The sequence below is a fragment of the Legionella sp. 39-23 genome (assembly GCF_001897665.1).
In the GTDB taxonomy this organism is placed as follows: domain Bacteria; phylum Pseudomonadota; class Gammaproteobacteria; order Legionellales; family Legionellaceae; genus Legionella; species Legionella steelei.
Genome location: NZ_MKTO01000023.1, coordinates 1 through 16,827, shown reverse-complemented (window position 1 = coordinate 16,827; position 16,827 = coordinate 1). Strand labels below are relative to the sequence as shown.

Below are 16,827 nucleotides of genomic sequence, written 5' to 3'. Positions count from 1 at the left end.
GTGAGCGTCCCTAAAGTCATTGAGTTTGATAAGCCAACTTTATTCTGCTTCACTTAATATATTTCGAATTCATTCCTCACACTATTTTGGAGAGCAGCTGCGTCTTCATCGCGAGTTATTAGGGTTCCAATTAATAAAATCTTAATAATGCTATGCTATAAACCATAGAACATTAGTTATACATGTTGGCGATAATATGCATAAATTATACTCTAAGCAGCGTATAAATTTCGACTCGTTGGTTGATGCAGATCTGCCTCGGTATGAATTTCATCGCACTTTGCGTCAGGCAATTGCCCTCTCTGCTAGCAGCTACTCACAACAACAAGCGAGTGATGGCGTTATTTACCGATGGGATAACATCGCTCCAGAAATTGCTCTCGTTATTCTTCAAGATGCACAAAAACAGAAAGTTGATATTCAAGATGAAGTAATTCAGAGCATGGGTATAGAGGCATTTAATGAGGCTCGCTTGCAGCGAGTAATAGAGAAATTACAAAGCAATCCACGCTACTCTTTATTTCTTCAAAAATTGGCATTACATCTTGGTGTGCACAAATCTGTAGAACTCACCGTAGAACATTTAAAAGCAGCGGGAATTGTCAGTCTTGAACAATTTGATGCCGTATTTACCCAATTTTTATATACACAAAAAAAATTATCCAAGAGCTTTCCCAATTTCAAAAAAATAACAGACGAGGATGACTATTATCAATTCATTACATTTATGGCAAATGAACCATTATATGAATCATTCCTTTTATCATTTACCCAATATCTTACCGCTGAATTTAATCAAAACAGAATAAAAAGTAATCAAGTAGAGATTCCAAAAGAAATTAATAGTCAAACACTATTAAATTTTTACCAAGCTATTAGTTATAATTTGAGTTTTCAATTTCCAAAGTCAAGACCACTAAATAACAATACCTTGTATGTTGAGTTGCTCGATAACGCACTGAAATATACAGTTATTGATCTCTCCGGAAACGAAATCAGCGCAACAATCAATTTCAGCGAATTGGATTTTACCCTAGACTCAAATACCACCGAAGAAGAGTTAAAGAGTCATTTGCCAAATCTTTTGAAAATTACATCACAACGAGGTCATACCGGAGATCTTGCTCTTAATAATACTGCAGCATTAAGAGATAAAGGCATTGCTTTTTTGGAAAGTGACGTGGGTACAAGCTTATTTTTATCCCATTTACCAGCGGTTGATCTGGTTAAAGATGAAGGATATCAATTTAATCTTTATCAGTGGTTAAGTCAGGGAAATTTGGAGCGCTTACAAGATCAATTGGTTTTAGGAGCCTGCCAACGCTATAACCATGAGCTTGATGCCTGGTTAAAACAAATGAAAACGCCAACAGAACTAAGTGAGGAATGTCAAAAAGAGATCGATGCGGTCGGCGATTTAATGAAAAAAATTACAGCGATAATCGCAGCCCTTGATGACAATTCCCATGAAAAAGACAACGAATTAGATGAGAAAATAACGCAACTGATCATTCATTTAAAAGTACTTAAAGAATTCTACAGACAAACCCCGCTTTTAAAGCCTGGAGATGCGTTTCCTACAACAGCAGATAATTTTGAACATTTTATCAAAAGAATTCTTTTTAACTCATCTAGCGATAAATTAATTCAATATGTGCCAGATAGTGTTGAGCAAGACAAAATTTGGAAATTAAATTTGGTGCATCTAGTGAATGGATTAGTGAACGATAGAAACTATGTTTCAGTTCGCGATGCACAGGGTAAAAGCGAGCATACATTTTTAACAGATCCGTCAGGACTTGTTTTAAGCCCTTTTGTTGTTTTTAGAGAGCAGCTTAAAAAGAACCTTACAGCGTATCTTAAAAATGATGTTCATCATTATCATACGGTACAGGGCTATCAAAATGATAAATTAAGTATGAGTCCGGCACCTGTTGTCTTTAGAGGAGGCCATTTAACTGACTCTTTAAATGAAACCGTAGTTTTTGCTAAGAAAATGACGCGTACTGGTGAATATTCCGCTGACGGTCATTTATTGGCTGGACAAGAAAATAATGTTAAAAAACATGAAATTCGCGCCGGAACCGCTTCTACCTTGGCAGCTACTGGTGTCGATGGAACACGTTCTGTTACAGATAAATTTGATGTTGCAATCAAATTTGGTGGAATGAATGATGTAAAAATTCTCTATATTGTTCGCGGTAAAACATCATTCCATTCGCAACCTTTTGCAGAACTTGTAGGTAAAACGAAGTTAGGTGAAATTGCTTACACGCACGTGAATCCTCATGATTATGTGATGACAATCCTTTATGATCGCAATAATGAAATACTTGATGTAATCCCGGGTAATTTAGACGGAGAAATTCAAGGCGTCAGCGCATTTACTAAAGAGGTAATTGCTTCAGGTATTGAGTTTTATAATAAAAAGCACGACAAGTCCTTAACTTCCAAACCAGTAGTGAAACTCCCTGTTCGCGGGCAAGAACAGATGGCAACTCGTTTGTCCCTCAACAAACCATTGCTTGATATTCTTCATTCTCATAAAGCAGTGTCAGCTCCAGCAATAGAGACACCACCAGCCCCCAAACAAGCAGACAGCATCAGGCTCAGACGCTCTATGCATGCGGGTCATAAAATACTGTCATTAGAAACCTTACGTCCGCAAGTAGAGGTCATTAAACCAACTAGTGAAAAATCAGATCTTCCAGAAGGAACATTCAAATTAGTCCATGGAAGATTAAACGAAGTAAGAGAAGCAGCAGTGACTCATTTCAATATGAGGTATGTTTTGACACTGAAAGATTTTAATCGATGGAGCATTCGAGAGAGAAAACTACAGGAATCTTATAATCGTATATTACAACCTAATTTTATGGAAGGTGACATCCAAGAGCAATTGACACATGCGAACGTAGCTCATGAAGAATGGTTAACCGATGTTCTGGTACCCCGATTGCCAACGGCTTTGCTGCTGCATATTGCGACACGCTTAATTACCGACTATCGAGTGGATACTGAAGAGGTAAATCAACTGGCACAACAATTATTCCATAGCATTATGGAATCACAGGAGCACTGCTTAGAACTAATGGCAATTTGGCCAGGAACTCAGGAATATCAAGCAGACAGTTATCAACATTGTGTGCAAAGAGCTCATGAGCGAATGGCACAATTATACCCATCCGTGAGTAAAAGCAGCACCGAATATGAATCTAAATTTGCATCCTGTTTGGTCATGGAAAGGAATAAAGTTCAAAAACAAGTAGTAAACAAAACGATGTCCATGTTTTTAGATGACCATCTGGATGCTTTAGCTCAAAAACATAAACTGGAGAAAAAAACGGTTTATCCGTTAACGGATAACCATGACTTTGTTTTTTTAGGTCCTGCGGGAAGTGGAAAGAGTACCATTTCCAGTCAATATATTAAAAAAGAAGACCGAAAAGATTATGTCTCATTAGCTACCGATGATTATCGAGGCATTTGTCTGCCATTTACAGAAGAATTTGAAAAACAGGAAACCGATCAAGCCTTTATCCGCACTCAAGACAGTGCTTATTTGATTAGTGAACTTGTTGAAGAGCGTATGCATGCCCAGAAAGATAAAAGACCGAATGTACTCATTGATGGAGTGACCTATAAATCATCACAAAAAGCTTTAGTGGAAAAAAATAACAATTCCATCGTAGTCTGTGCCTGTTTGGATGACATGTCTCAAGTGGTTAAACGTTGTTATGATAGAGCAAAACAAGAAGAAAGTGGTTCTGCTGATAAAGGTCGATATGTCAATACATCCAGCTTGCTCCATATGCATAAAACAGCAAGTCTCAATCTATTAGTTTATTGTGCGCCTAATATAACCATAGATTTTTACAATACGAATGTGGCACGAGGAGTAACTCCTCCTTTAATTGCCACCGTCGATACCCATGGAGAAAAAACACTCACAATTAATCATAATAAAGGTTCCTTGCTGTATTTAGCCTCTTTTTTCAATAAAGCTCGAGTTAATGTAGGTGCTAAAAGTGATCAACAACTTTTTTTAGATAAATTAAAACACCCCGAATTCCAGATTGATTCATTATTTGCAGTAATGGATTACGGATTTAAAATTGTATTGCAAGGTGAAAATAGCATGCCCTGTTTAACTGTTGAAAAGAGCAATAACGGAATTGTCATGAAAATTCTCGATCCAAAACAGGTAAAAAATAAAATTGAAGAAAATAAAACTGAGACGCCCCTATTGCACATGCTTTTATTGTATGGTCATCTCGGTAATTTGAAAGCGGTTCAGAAGGAATGTTTGATGCACGAGGATATTGATTTAATCGTCGAACAAATAATTGATGCTCAATCTCAAACAAAAACGGTATGTAATGATCAGATGTTTTTTTAAAATCAGTTTTATGGAGCATGCAATTGATACGATATAATGCATTTTTAAATCAGAGAGGGCCTACAATGAATGAACGTCTACTCAAAAAAATCGAGCTCGAGAAAAATAAGATAAAAGAGTTTATTGATTCCATGCGCTGTATTTTTTCGGAAACTGCTAATGAAGCTGAAAAAATAAACCGCCTTGAGGTATTAGATACTTTATTGCTGTTGGCAACCTATGCTCAACCTGACGAACTTGAAAATGAATTTCTAAGTGTGCTGCCAAACAATGAACGAGGAGATACACTCAATTATTTATGTCAGCAACTTCGAGAAATCAATGGCTTTTGTCTCGGTTCTTTTAGCGATGAACATGAAGTATATCAAGATTTATTCTCTAATATAGAACTGTCTACCGCAGAAAAAAAACAAGCGGTACGCGATCTTTTAAGTAAAAATATTACTGAATTAATTTTTACAGAAACACAGACAATGTCACATCGTTTGGGGTCATAAAATGGTACTTCATCCCATATTTTCCTCTTAAAACCAGTTATTTCAAATAGAAAACAATACTCTTGAATACAGAGGCCAAATAAGTAGCGTCATAATAAAAAATGGAATAAGATGGCGCTCTGTTGTTTCTCAGGAGAGTTATTCTGACTACCTTTTTCAGTGCAACATCGACTGCAGCCTCCGCAATTTATGCTGAGTTCAAATTCTATCCTTACTATAATTTCGGTTTTCATCTCGATGCCATTACAAGCTTTTTCTGCCATATATTACGTGCCCTCTATGATTTAACTGCATTTTTATTACGCGTATTGATTACACCTTTTTGTCTTTTAAATCCTTTGTCTTGGCCTAGTTTACCTGGACACACTATAAATCTTATTGACGATTTGGTGGGTTTTGCACTCAGTGCAGTCAGTGTGGTCATTCACCCTTTTATTGTTGTTATCCGTACATTGAGCTCGATGATTCGCGGTTATGATGAAGGAACAGATTATGATTGGGGTACAAAAACCGAAGAAGAAGATTTAGAAATGGCAATGGCCATTTGGTAGCCTTCAAGTCCCAATACAATAAATCAAATTAAATGGTAGGCCGGGTGAAGGCAAAGCCATAACCCAGGTTTCGCTACGCATCCAGGCTACAATTTTTTAGAATTACCGCTCTGCCACCTGTGCAAACGTTCCTGTTTTTAGAAAGCTCATAATTAATTGTCTGGTTGTTGTATTATTCATAATAAAGGTATGATTGGAGTTAACAACTACTGGTTCATTTTGTCCTTGCAAGCGAGCCGAATCAGGAGGAACTTTCGCATCATAGCGCCCGGCTATAATCCCAATTTTAATGTTTGGTACAGGCACGTGATGTACATACGATGTTTGCTCAGAACTCAATTCAGCCAATGGCTTTATTGGGAAAGTAAACATAGGGAGCATTTCGGTAGACAGTTTCGCCAGTTTTGAGCCCTGATTGGGTGGGGCAAGCATGATGAGGCAACCTATTTTTTTTAATTGTTTTGGTGACCAGGTTGATAATGCCTGCCGGGTAATAATACCTCCAAGACTGTGAGTTATAAAACTAACTCGAGCACCTGGATTTTTTTCTAATAAATTTTTAATAAACTGATTTAAGAAACGCCCATGCTCTTGAATACTGTACTTGTGCGATGGATAACTGTAAGAGTAAACTTCATACCCTTGTCTTTTCAAATAATTTTTTAATGGCCACATACTGAGGGATGTACGCATCAAACCATGGATTAACACGATGATTTCTCGATTATGTTCAGGTTTAACTTGCACGTGAGACGGCATCGTATGGATTTGCTTGCTGGCATTGGGTAAAAATGCATAAGCATGAGCCATACTAATCACGCCAATAATCATCAGGATAAATCGAGTAAATTGGTTTCTTTTAAGAATGGTTTTGCTAGCCATTATTTCCCTTGTATTTAATTTTTATATTTTGGTTTTTTTTAAACCATGGATTTAACAACCCAGCCTGCTTTGTCATTTTTTACTTAATATAGCAGTTTCAAAAAACTTTCCAATTAGAGTAAGTACTTATTCATTTTCCCGACTGGTTATTAATGGTTAACTTGCTAAGTTTATGGATTTATTGATCATTATGTGGTAAATCAGTGTATTCATTAGGAAGTGATGAGTCTTCTAAAGATGTGGATTGAGCCGCATCATTGTTAGATCCAAATAAACCCAAACCGATGAGGAATTATTATGTTGAAAAAAGCGCTTGTAGCCACATTATCTATTATCAGTTGCTCTGTTTTTCTTCCTGTGTATGCCAATGAAGATCTGAGCTGCAAAGTAGAAGTTGCCGTTGCTACCCCACCAGTGCAATTTGATCAAAATGTTGCATTTAATGTGACTAATGAATTTGGGTTTGCTAGATCGCTTACCATGCTTGGTGGAAAAGCACCTCAATCCATAGATAAAATACCTTGTTCTCCAGCGCCTCTAACCATCAGCGCAACTTTATATACAACACCGCTACATTCTATGTTCCAGGGACCAATTATTGGTCAATGTGTCTTAAAAGCAGGGCCAGTCATTTTAAATGGTCCAGATAATAGTGTTTCAGTGGTATTTCCTAATGATTTTAACTGCAATTAATCTGGAAATTTTTGCCTACATTCCGAATAATGTAGGCAAAAGCGGTTGCGTCTAATTCCATTTATAATGGGTCATCATCTCTTTGACAACGCATTCCCCAACTTGCCCCAACGCACGTGAAGATAGCGCCTAAGAAAAATAGCGTGAACATGATGAATGCCCCAGAAGTAAGATTACTAGGTGTTACATTAACTTCGACTACTGCCTCATTCTGGCCATTTTTCATTGCAGAAGAAATTTTGGTAGTACCTACTGGAGTTGAAATTTGATTTACTGTGACTGGCATCGCCACTACAGTACGAGAAATCGAATTAGTATAGGTTGCTACAGATTGGCTCAAAAGCCCTATCAATATAGCTCCTAAAATTAATGCAATGACCCAGGTAATAAAACCGTACATGACGCCTAAATTACGTTCAGGACAATACAAACGTCCTAAATAGCCAGCAGTATATCCTGCAACAAGCGAAGAAATTACCACCCCTATAATTATTCCTAGCATACCAGCTATTGCTGCTAGCATGGAGCCATTGCTCATGGTTTTAAAAGCACTAAGTCCTATTGCAACCCCGAAAAGATTCAACAAGAAACTAAGACCCAATGCGGTTAATGCACCAGCTAAAACAGCTGTCCAAGAAATGCGTTTATTTGGATGTATGTAGCAATGTTCTCCAACAGATGTGTTTTCACTTACCATTTGAATCTCCTTATCTCATGATGGATCTGCAGCCTTAATGATTATACATGCAGTTTACCTTTTTGCTGATGCCGCCAAACTTATACGAATCAAAAATTAACCTAAGTATTGATATTTTTCAAGAGCATACAAGACTACCCTCTCAGAAACACAACATACTAAATTCTTAACTTTATCTAGGATTCAGCTATTTGATCTATATTTCTAACAATATTTTTTGCAATAATATTTAAGGGTAAATCGTTATCCTCTTTACCAAAAGGTTCCTCCAGATCTTCAGATAATATTTCCAAACCCAATAAAATATATACAATCATGACCATCATTGGGATAACCAGAAATCCAAATGTATCTACCCAACCAAAAGGGAACATGATGGTATAAAACAGTAACGCTTGTTTTACAAAAAAGGCAAAAGCAGGTGGCACATGGGTATTCGCGATTCGCTCACAGCCCCCAGTCATATCAATCAAATTGGCCATATGCGTGTCTAAAGCCAAGTATTGCTCTAGCTGTAACTTATCTTCTTGACGTAGTTGATTGAGCAGGCAATACATTTTTTGAGTTACTAAAAGAACCGGGTGCTTGCCCTCAAATTCATGAATACATAAAGAGAGCAGCTCAGTTTGAATCTCTTTACTGTCTTTTCGTAAATGAGCCTTGATAATAACCGGTAATTTTTTTAACAACTCATAAAAATCAGGATGTTCTTGCAAACCAATAAAAGCATCAAATTTTAAACCTAAATTTCGACAATTATTAACAATTGATCCCCATAAAATTCTTCCCTCCCACCAACGAGCATAACTAGCATTTACCCTAAAACCAATAACTATGGTTAGGATAAAGCTAAAAATCAAATGAAATTGCCCCAGATTATGGCGAGTAGCATTTTCAAAAAAACAAGCAATGATCACTGCGTAAATGGTGACAACGATTGTGATAGGTAATAATTTTCGAAATACCTTTTCTTTATAAAACAAGAAAAGATGAGGAATCCAAGTTAAAAGATTATGTGTTCTTAGTTTCATCTCTGCTGATTACCCCATACTAAAAAATACAGTGTAACGTGACTACTATTCCGAAGCAAAGCCTCAAAGCGTACAGATCATTAATGGACACTCGATTCAAATATAAGGATGTCATCTTCATGCGGCGATAGCTACACCTGCGCTCCCTTTTTATGAGGTAACGCGCTCAAGATTAAGATTTTTTTGCCGGTACGCAACAAGAACCCAAAGCAGATGCACAAGAAGAGAAGCGACAGGAGATGGTTCTATAACTTTTGTTAAGAGAGAAGCATACTAGCAGGTACCTTCTCCCAGTAATAGGAGAAGGTCTGCGATACATTATGCCCATTGTCTGATTTGATTTTTCACTTCCAACGATAATGCGCGATGAGCCATATCAGTAGGATGAACAGAATCAGCAAAAAGGAAATTATTTGAAGTTTGTTGACATAAAATAGCCAATGGAGCAGAACAAACAGGACTTGTAACATTGTCAAATAAAAAAGATTGCCCACTGACAACCGTAGGTTCCCCTGCTTCTGCATTAAGGATTAGGTTATCCAATGCCATATAAGTATCAAAATATAAAATTTTAACATCATGACGCTTATAACGCTTTGCAATAGCACCCAGTTTTTGGTTGAGCAGTGAGTCAAACATAAAACTGAGATTTTTTATATTTGCAGGAAGCGTTGGATCCCCTATTGTTACAGCCAATCCGCTTATGAATGGAGTAACTCCGATATTAGGCAAAGACAAGACTACAATTCTTTTAGCACCTCGTGCACTAAGCGCTTCAACTTGCTGGACAATTTGAGTTGTGGTCTGGTCGATCAACTGCATGAACTCAATTGGATTAAGTTGTGACTGAATTCCAAAAAGCATGTCATTCGCACCGGACCAAATGAAGTACATTGCTTTAGGATCCAGTGTTTTTGGTGCAGTAGTTAAGTAGTTGGCAACTTGTCGTTGCACAGATGGTGCCCAATAGAAAGTGATGCCAGGCTCTGCTGCAGTTCTAGCACCTCCGCATGCATAATTAAACCCATGAAGTGGCACAACTGGTGGTGCTGGAGGACGAGTTGGATCAACAAAAATAGGAGTCGTATTGTTGGTCATCATATCCTGAAGTGATGGAAATAAAGTGCCAGGGGGTAGCAGAGGCACACCTAAGATATCATTCGCAAGATACTGAGCCCAGGTATAGCCATTAAACGTTGTAAACGTAGGCGCTTTATCAGGTATTCCATTACCGAGCGTAAACGTATTATTAAAACCACTATCCGTTAAACTATCACCAAAGAATATCACTTGGCTAATTTCACTAAATGGAACTGCTTGAGCAGTATTGGACAGCACACAACCTAAAGAAAACACGCCAACTAACACTGTCAATTGTGTTTTGGCATGTAATATCCTTTTTCTCATTTTGGCTAACATTAAATTATCTCCTTATAATGACTTAACAGCTGTAGCGTAAGCCTACTGATACTATATTGTTTGTCCCTTTGTAGTCAGCACTAACCTGATTCGCTTCTAAAGGAGCTACTAATCCGGGCACTCCTTCATTGACTTGGTTGATGCTTACAGATTGCTTATGAATGAAAATATGTGAATAAGCCCCATCAATAGAGAAATGGCTGTTTACTGCGTAAGTCAATCCTAAATTTAACCAATATTGATCTGAATCAGGAATCAGAGGAGTACGATTTTGAGCGTTTATTGGCGATTGATCCCAGGCTAATCCTCCACGTACAGTCAACGAAGAGTTGTAACGATAATCAGCACCTAAAGAACCAAAGAAGGTATTGTGCCATTTCATTGGAACAACATAAACGGTCTCAAAAGCATCTGGGGTAGAAACAACAAGATCACCCAAATAATCCCAGAAGTTCACTTGTGCTGTTGCTTTAAGAGTCCACTGATTAATATCACGAGCCAGTCCAATAGTTAGCACCCCAGGCGTTCTCAGAGTATTGCTCACCGAGGTTTCAGTATTGAACAAAAAAGTAGTTGCAGGTGAAGGAACTATATCACCAATAATCGTATATTGTTCACCATGACCACTAAGTTTGGTAGAGATTTCTGAACGATAACTCACCCCTATACGTGTCAATTGATCCAGTTGATACAGAGCACCGACCGTATAGCCATAACCCCAGCCATCACTCTTCAAATGAGTTGGTTCTGTTGCTGCAATCAATGCATCAATAGGAGGAACCCCAGTGTTGATTCCATCAAAGTGAGAAAAAATTGTTTTTAAATATTGGGCTTGAAAACCAGCACCTACAGACAGTTTTTCATTCACTTGGTAGGCAAGTGAAGGATTAATATCAACCGAATTAATCTCGGTCTTTACAGACGCATAGCGTAAAACGGAGTCTTCTGAATATTTATTATATAAGTAGAATGGCTCAACAACTGCTAGCCCCAATGTTAACTTATCAAGAGGAGTACGCCACCCAACATAACCTTGCGGAATGAACACCGCATTACTTATGTTATGTTCTGATGAATCTCCTTGTACACCGCCAGAAATGGTTGATGGTGGCGTGCCTGGTACATTAAACGTATGGGTAGCTGCTCCATCAAACATACTGATTTGTGGGATAAACTCACTTGCTCCAACATATATCTGGTTTTGTAGCAAAGTAGATAATGTTGCCGGATTGTTAAATAATGCGGAAACATCATTATTCGCTGCTGCAGCACCAGCCATTGCGGAACCTTGCAAGCTTGGGCTGGTCTCATTTAACTGAAAACCACCTGCAAATGCTGGTAAACCAACAACAAATTGAGCCATTACAACAGCAACTGCCAATTCCTTATTTATTAAACGTGAATTACTCACCTTAGACTCCTTTCTCATTTCAGTGCTTCATTTTTAAAACGCCGCAATTACCATGTCAGATTTATGAGAAAAGTTCAAATTTATTTTTATTTTCTTGTTAAAAATTAAAAGGTTTTAGAGTCTGCTTACCGTTCGCTCGATTAACCCTAGATTGCTCCCTATCTTTGGACCGGTTAAGATAGATCAAATTTAAAAATCTAAGGGAATAGATTGATGAGTGACTTTTTTCAAACGCCCCCACGTTTAGGTAATCAATATGATGATGATCGGGTTCTAAAAACGTATCTGGAGTGGAAGCTCCCTTCTTCCATGCTCAGTGAAATTCAACCTGAACTATATCATCTCGGCCAACGAACAATTGAAGACATCTATAAATTAGGGCAAGAAGCTGAAGCCTATCCACCGCAACACATCCCCTATGATCCCTGGGGTAAACGCATTGACCGTATTGAAGTATCTCATGCGTGGAAAGAACTCGACAAAATCTCTGCAGAGGAAAAATTAATTGCTATAGGTTATGAACGCAAGCATGGTGCATTATCACGTATACATCAATTTGCTAAATTGTATTTATTTCATCCTTCATCGGCAATTTACTCATGCCCTCTCGCGATGACTGATGGTGCTGCGCGAGCATTGGAGCTTTATGCAGATGAATCCTTAAAAAAACATGCGTTTCCCCATTTAACCTCTGCAGATCCCAGCTATTTTTGGACCTCTGGTCAATGGATGACTGAACGCACGGGTGGCTCTGATGTCAGTGGCACATCAACAATTGCGAGGCCAGATGGCTCCCATTTTCGTCTCAGTGGCGTTAAATGGTTTACATCTGCCACAACATCCCAAATTGCCATGACTCTTGCTCGTATCGAGGGCGCCCCCGAAGGCAGTAAAGGCTTAAGTTTGTTTTATCTAGAACTTAGAGATCAAATGGGCAAGCTGAATGGAATTAGGATTAATCGTCTAAAAGACAAGTTAGGTACTCGTGCTCTACCTACAGCAGAATTAACTCTGGAAAATGCCCCTGCGCTACTCGTTGGCGAAGCAGGTGATGGAGTTAAAAAGATTTCATCTCTATTTAATATCACACGCATCTACAATGCCTGTTGTGCTGTTGGTTATATGCGCCGCGCGATCGCACTTGCTCGTGATTATGCAACAAAGCGTGTCGCATTTGGTCACACTTTGTCAAAACATGTGCTCCATCTGGAAACATTGGCAAGCATGCAAGTAGAATTTACTGCAGCATTCCATCTGGTTTTTCATGCGATTGAACTATTGGGCAAAGATGAACTAGGTGAAGCAACAGAAGCGGAACAGGCAATATTGAGACTATTGACCCCTCTAGTAAAACTTTATACAGCAAAACAAGCAATTGCCCTGGTAAGTGAAGCTTTAGAAGCTTTTGGTGGAGCGGGTTATATTGAAGATACTGGCCTTCCACAATTATTAAGAAATGCTCAAGTGCTCTCCATATGGGAAGGAACAACTAACATTCTCAGTCTTGATGCCTTGCGCGCGATTCATAAAGAAAATGCGGCGATATTTTTTCTCGACGACATACAGAAACGGCTGAACCACATCAACCAAAAGGAGCTCATTCATTCTAAAGTGAACACCCAACACGCAATGCACGAACTAAAAACCTACATTCTCTCTATACCTCAAATGAGTATTGAGGAGCAACAAACTGGTGCACGGCAACTAGCGTATGCATTGGCTCGCACCTATGCAGCCAGCCTCTTGTTAGAACATGCTCAATGGTCTGTGCAAAAAAATAAGGATACGTTACCCACAATTACTGCAATTCGCTGGTGTGAAAAAAATCTATCTGAACTGATCTCATTTTCGGAAAACTATGGCAAAGAATCACAATTACTGGCTATGGATTATAATGGGTTTCATAAGTAATGATTAAAAAATATGTGCAGCAGAAACGAATGAACAATGACTGACGATACATTTTAGTTAATTCAATACAGGGAGTAATAATATGAATTTTTTGCATTCACGCTTTTTATCTTTTTTCTTTTTATTGTTTTTATTACCTTTGTCTGCAAAAGCCGCTGTAGATAACTCAATCAGTGTTGTTGGGAATCAAGGTTATGATCTTGTATCCTATCAACAAAAAAGTGGCCCCGTGCATGGGAATGGGAACCATGTAGCAATGTATCATGGCATTGCTTACATTTTTGCAACGACGGAAAATAAAAAAGCATTTGCGGCAAATCCAGAAAAATATCTACCTGCGTATGGCGGTTACTGTGCTTACGGTGTTGCTTCGGGTCATAAAGTCATCAGCGATCCCTTAGCATGGAAAATTGTTGATGAACGACTTTATCTTAATCTGAATAAACAAATTCAGGATATTTGGGCAAAAGATATTCCAGGCAACATTAAAAAAGCGGATGCGCAATGGCCACAAATCAAAGATAAAGATGCTTCTATTTAAAGTTTTTTAGGCATAATTCAATGAGAAAAGCATGGCTCTAGCTGTGCTTTTTGTTATGAAAAATTCCTTGCATTAAACTCTAAAGCTCTTTATTGTTAATGCCCCCAATCACTAATCTAATGAAAATTAAGGGAATTTATGAAAAAAATAGGACTATTAGTCGGTTGCATGTTTTTCTTAAATGATGGCTTTGCCAAAACACCAATTGTTGCCCCGCAACCCACTGCGTGTATCGCAGGCAGTTTCAGCGCAACAGGTACAAGTAGCTGGAAAACCGTTTCGTTGAAACTAACCAACAATTGCAATCAAAGCGTAGATTTTCAAAATTCAACGATAACTTTTTCTAATAGCAGCAATCTGGAGACAACTTTTTGGGGAAATTTTTCACCTTTGTCTTATCCAGTCAATACCTTACAAATTACATCACAACCTCAAAGTGGAGGCACCTATTTAGCCTCACTCCCCTTACAATTTCCTACCTATCCTGGAGCCAATAGTAAACTTCCTGTAGGAAGTTCATTTACTATTATTTATGGCGAGCCTGCTGCAGATTATATCGCCAATAGTGTCTTAGTTTATTTAAACTCCCCGGTATCTACTGGCAACATCAATTTAATAAATGCTTCAGCGAAGCCTGCGAATGTAACCCAAACTTATGCGGTGGTTAATTTAACTTTAAATGGGCAAACAGTGAATGTTCAGGTTCCCTGGTCTGGACAACAACAGATATCTGGACTGGCGGCCGGAACTTATACCGTTTCACCAACTAATGTAACGGATAGTAACGGTGTCGTGTATCAAGGCGTAGCAAACCCTGCAAGCCTCACAGTTGCAGCAGGCAGTACTGTTTCCTCTACAATTAACTATACAGCAATGCAAACCGCAGCGAATATCAATCTCGCCTTAGGCGCATTACCCTCTCAATTATCTGGTTATACGGGTAATCCAGTCGTGACCTTAACTCGTCTAGACACTCAAAGTGCAACCAATGCCCAAGTGAATTGGAGCACAACTAACGTGATTAGTCAGTTAGCAAATGGAGTCAGCTATGCCTTTTCTACACCAGTAATCGCATATAATGGATACAACTGTACTCCAACGTTTACTCCAACCTCAGCTGTTGCAGCCCCTACCGCACCAACAGTGCAACTCACTTATAATTGCGTACAGGTAGCTCAAGACAGTATTCCCGTTACCATAACAGGAGCGCCCTCTTCTCTTTCTTCCATTAATGTAACCTTTACGCCAAGCAATAACAGCACACCGGTCAATGAAACCATTTCCCTAAGCAATGGAACAGGAACAACTCATGTGAGCTTAACGGATGGAATGATCTATACAGTGAGCGCAACATCAGTAAATGGTTATACAACAAGCTATTCTCCTCAACCTTTAACTGTATCCTCCTCTGCTACTGAAACCATTACGTATACCCAAAATACAAGCACTGGCGGCAGAATTATAGGTTACTTGCCCGGTTGGGATACGCCACCATCTGCAACTGATTTGGCTAATGCTGGCTATACCCATATCCTCGTGGCATTTGGAGTCTTTAGCACCACAAACCCCGGTCAAATTACCTCCGCATTCGATACCGTATCAGCAAGCTATATTCAGTCACTGCATAACGCAGGCATTAAAGTATTGCTCTCCTTAGGTGGCGCATCATCAAGCATTGCAAATACTACGGTAAATTTTCATCAAGTAGTATCAGCAGCCTCTTCACCGACTGCATTTGAACAAAAATTTCTTAGTTCATTAGAAAGCTTAGTCACTCAATATAATTTTGATGGGTTTGATTTTGATATTGAAAGTGGGCTGAATGCAGGTGGAACTTTTAGCAATCCTACAGGTGATATCGCTGTTTTAGCCAACATCATCAATACAATGCATACGAATCATCCTAATTTGCTTCTTACTTTAGCACCACAAACTGCGAATGTTGCCGCTACCTCAGGGTTTGATGCAACATGGGGAAATTATGCTTCTTTGGTGATGCAAACACATCAATCTTTAGCATGGGTCGGCATTCAAATGTATAACGCAGGGTGTACGTATGGAATAGACCTCATTTGTTATGACCCCAACAATACAAGTAGTCCTAATGCGTCAGTAGCTATGGCTACCGATTTACTGGAAAATTGGCCTGCAACCACCCGTTCAGGACAGCAAACTGGGTTCCAACCTTATATGAGTTATTTAACCCCATCGCAGGTTGTCTTGGGTTATCCCGCACCTAACGCTTCAGGACAAAGTGATGGCTCACCCGCCGCAGTGATTGGTACAATCAAACGCGCCATACAATGCTTACGCACCGGAATCGCCAGCGCATCAAGTTGTGATACCTACATTCCCCCACGAACTTATCCAGGGTTTGGAGGCGTTTTCGACTGGGAAATTATTCATGATGAAAACAATAATTATCACTTTGCAAGCAGCCTGGTGAACTGTGTTATTCAAGGGAATTGTAATTAGGATGTAACATTGCAAGGCAATGTGTAGGCTGGGCTGATAAGCCTGAGACTCCCTCAGGCTTATCAGCCCAGCCTACTTTTTTTGTCAACGAATTACCCAAACACATATAGGGAAGGCATCACCTTGCGAACATGCTTTAGTGTTTTGTTTTTTCCTTAGTTGCATCGCCAAATAACCAGTCCGTGCTCACTTCAAGCTCATCGGCAATTCTTTGCATGGTATTGTCATCTAATGCAACAACCCCATGGAGTAAAGCTTCAATTTTAAATTTAGGTAATTGAAACATCTTTGAACACGCTTGCACGCGCTCTGTCATTAAT

At 38.9% G+C, this 16,827-nt stretch carries 13 protein-coding genes; 7 read left to right on the top strand and 6 right to left on the bottom strand.

Going from position 1 to position 16,827, the window contains the following annotated elements:
* Positions 1-196: 196 nt before the first annotated feature.
* The 3 genes from BGO44_RS09500 to BGO44_RS09490 all read left to right on the top strand — a co-directional run bounded on the left by BGO44_RS09500 (position 197) and on the right by BGO44_RS09490 (position 5,447).
* A complete protein-coding gene (locus tag BGO44_RS09500) occupies positions 197-4,399 on the top strand; it encodes a DEAD/DEAH box helicase family protein (RefSeq protein WP_273197156.1) in 4,203 nt (1,400 codons plus the stop codon).
* Between the two features lie 17 nt (positions 4,400-4,416).
* Complete coding sequence (locus tag BGO44_RS09495; RefSeq protein ID WP_237760474.1) at positions 4,417-4,896, top strand: hypothetical protein; 480 nt, start codon at positions 4,417-4,419, stop codon at positions 4,894-4,896.
* A gap of 122 nt (positions 4,897-5,018) precedes the next feature.
* A complete protein-coding gene (locus BGO44_RS09490; RefSeq protein WP_237760475.1) occupies positions 5,019-5,447 on the top strand; it encodes a hypothetical protein in 429 nt (142 codons plus the stop codon).
* Positions 5,448-5,549: 102 nt separating this feature from the next.
* Here BGO44_RS09490 and BGO44_RS09485 read toward each other — a convergent pair whose 3' ends face one another.
* Positions 5,550-6,329 carry an esterase/lipase family protein gene (locus BGO44_RS09485; RefSeq protein WP_058511086.1) on the bottom strand — a complete coding sequence of 260 codons (780 nt, stop codon included), beginning with the start codon at positions 6,327-6,329 and terminating at the stop codon, positions 5,550-5,552.
* A gap of 297 nt (positions 6,330-6,626) precedes the next feature.
* Between BGO44_RS09485 and BGO44_RS09480 the strand changes: the two genes are divergently transcribed.
* Positions 6,627-7,022 (top strand): hypothetical protein, encoded by a 396-nt coding sequence (locus BGO44_RS09480; protein ID WP_058511087.1) that lies wholly within the window; start codon positions 6,627-6,629, stop codon positions 7,020-7,022.
* A 61-nt stretch (positions 7,023-7,083) separates the two neighbouring features.
* Here BGO44_RS09480 and BGO44_RS09475 read toward each other — a convergent pair whose 3' ends face one another.
* The 4 genes from BGO44_RS09475 to BGO44_RS09460 all read right to left on the bottom strand — a co-directional run bounded on the left by BGO44_RS09475 (position 7,084) and on the right by BGO44_RS09460 (position 11,580).
* A complete protein-coding gene (locus BGO44_RS09475) occupies positions 7,084-7,719 on the bottom strand; it encodes a hypothetical protein (protein ID WP_058511088.1) in 636 nt (211 codons plus the stop codon).
* Positions 7,720-7,895: 176 nt separating this feature from the next.
* The gene (locus BGO44_RS09470) at positions 7,896-8,750 is read right to left on the bottom strand and encodes a bestrophin family protein (RefSeq protein ID WP_058511089.1); all 855 of its coding nucleotides are present in this window, start codon (positions 8,748-8,750) and stop codon (positions 7,896-7,898) included.
* Positions 8,751-9,068: 318 nt separating this feature from the next.
* Entirely contained in the window at positions 9,069-10,169 is a 1,101-nt protein-coding gene (locus BGO44_RS09465; RefSeq protein ID WP_058511090.1) for an SGNH/GDSL hydrolase family protein, read from the bottom strand.
* A 22-nt stretch (positions 10,170-10,191) separates the two neighbouring features.
* Positions 10,192-11,580 carry an OmpP1/FadL family transporter gene (locus BGO44_RS09460; protein WP_058511091.1) on the bottom strand — a complete coding sequence of 463 codons (1,389 nt, stop codon included), beginning with the start codon at positions 11,578-11,580 and terminating at the stop codon, positions 10,192-10,194.
* A 213-nt stretch (positions 11,581-11,793) separates the two neighbouring features.
* Between BGO44_RS09460 and BGO44_RS09455 the strand changes: the two genes are divergently transcribed.
* The 3 genes from BGO44_RS09455 (at position 11,794) to BGO44_RS09445 (ending at position 16,507) form a co-directional block, all read left to right on the top strand.
* Positions 11,794-13,491 carry an acyl-CoA dehydrogenase family protein gene (locus BGO44_RS09455; RefSeq protein WP_273197159.1) on the top strand — a complete coding sequence of 566 codons (1,698 nt, stop codon included), beginning with the start codon at positions 11,794-11,796 and terminating at the stop codon, positions 13,489-13,491.
* 82 nt (positions 13,492-13,573) lie between these two features.
* Complete coding sequence (locus tag BGO44_RS09450; protein ID WP_273197162.1) at positions 13,574-14,032, top strand: YHS domain-containing (seleno)protein; 459 nt, start codon at positions 13,574-13,576, stop codon at positions 14,030-14,032.
* A 138-nt stretch (positions 14,033-14,170) separates the two neighbouring features.
* Entirely contained in the window at positions 14,171-16,507 is a 2,337-nt protein-coding gene (locus BGO44_RS09445) for a glycosyl hydrolase family 18 protein (RefSeq protein WP_273197164.1), read from the top strand.
* 136 nt (positions 16,508-16,643) lie between these two features.
* Here the strand turns inward: BGO44_RS09445 and BGO44_RS09440 are convergent.
* A partial coding sequence (locus BGO44_RS09440) for a hypothetical protein (RefSeq protein ID WP_286823113.1) occupies positions 16,644-16,827 on the bottom strand: 184 nt, incomplete at its 5' end.

What these genes read in the sequence shown, in the direction of transcription:
- BGO44_RS09500 (WP_273197156.1), top strand. Translation starts at nt 197, where the DNA reads ATGCATAAATTATACTCTAAGCAGCGTATAAATTTCGACTCGTTGGTT.
- BGO44_RS09495 (WP_237760474.1), top strand. Translation starts at nt 4,417, where the DNA reads ATGCAATTGATACGATATAATGCATTTTTAAATCAGAGAGGGCCTACA.
- BGO44_RS09485 (WP_058511086.1), bottom strand. Translation starts at nt 6,329, where the DNA reads ATGGCTAGCAAAACCATTCTTAAAAGAAACCAATTTACTCGATTTATC.
- BGO44_RS09480 (WP_058511087.1), top strand. Translation starts at nt 6,627, where the DNA reads ATGTTGAAAAAAGCGCTTGTAGCCACATTATCTATTATCAGTTGCTCT.
- BGO44_RS09475 (WP_058511088.1), bottom strand. Translation starts at nt 7,719, where the DNA reads ATGGTAAGTGAAAACACATCTGTTGGAGAACATTGCTACATACATCCA.
- BGO44_RS09470 (WP_058511089.1), bottom strand. Translation starts at nt 8,750, where the DNA reads ATGAAACTAAGAACACATAATCTTTTAACTTGGATTCCTCATCTTTTC.
- BGO44_RS09465 (WP_058511090.1), bottom strand. Translation starts at nt 10,169, where the DNA reads ATGTTAGCCAAAATGAGAAAAAGGATATTACATGCCAAAACACAATTG.
- BGO44_RS09455 (WP_273197159.1), top strand. Translation starts at nt 11,794, where the DNA reads ATGAGTGACTTTTTTCAAACGCCCCCACGTTTAGGTAATCAATATGAT.
- BGO44_RS09450 (WP_273197162.1), top strand. Translation starts at nt 13,574, where the DNA reads ATGAATTTTTTGCATTCACGCTTTTTATCTTTTTTCTTTTTATTGTTT.
- BGO44_RS09445 (WP_273197164.1), top strand. Translation starts at nt 14,171, where the DNA reads ATGAAAAAAATAGGACTATTAGTCGGTTGCATGTTTTTCTTAAATGAT.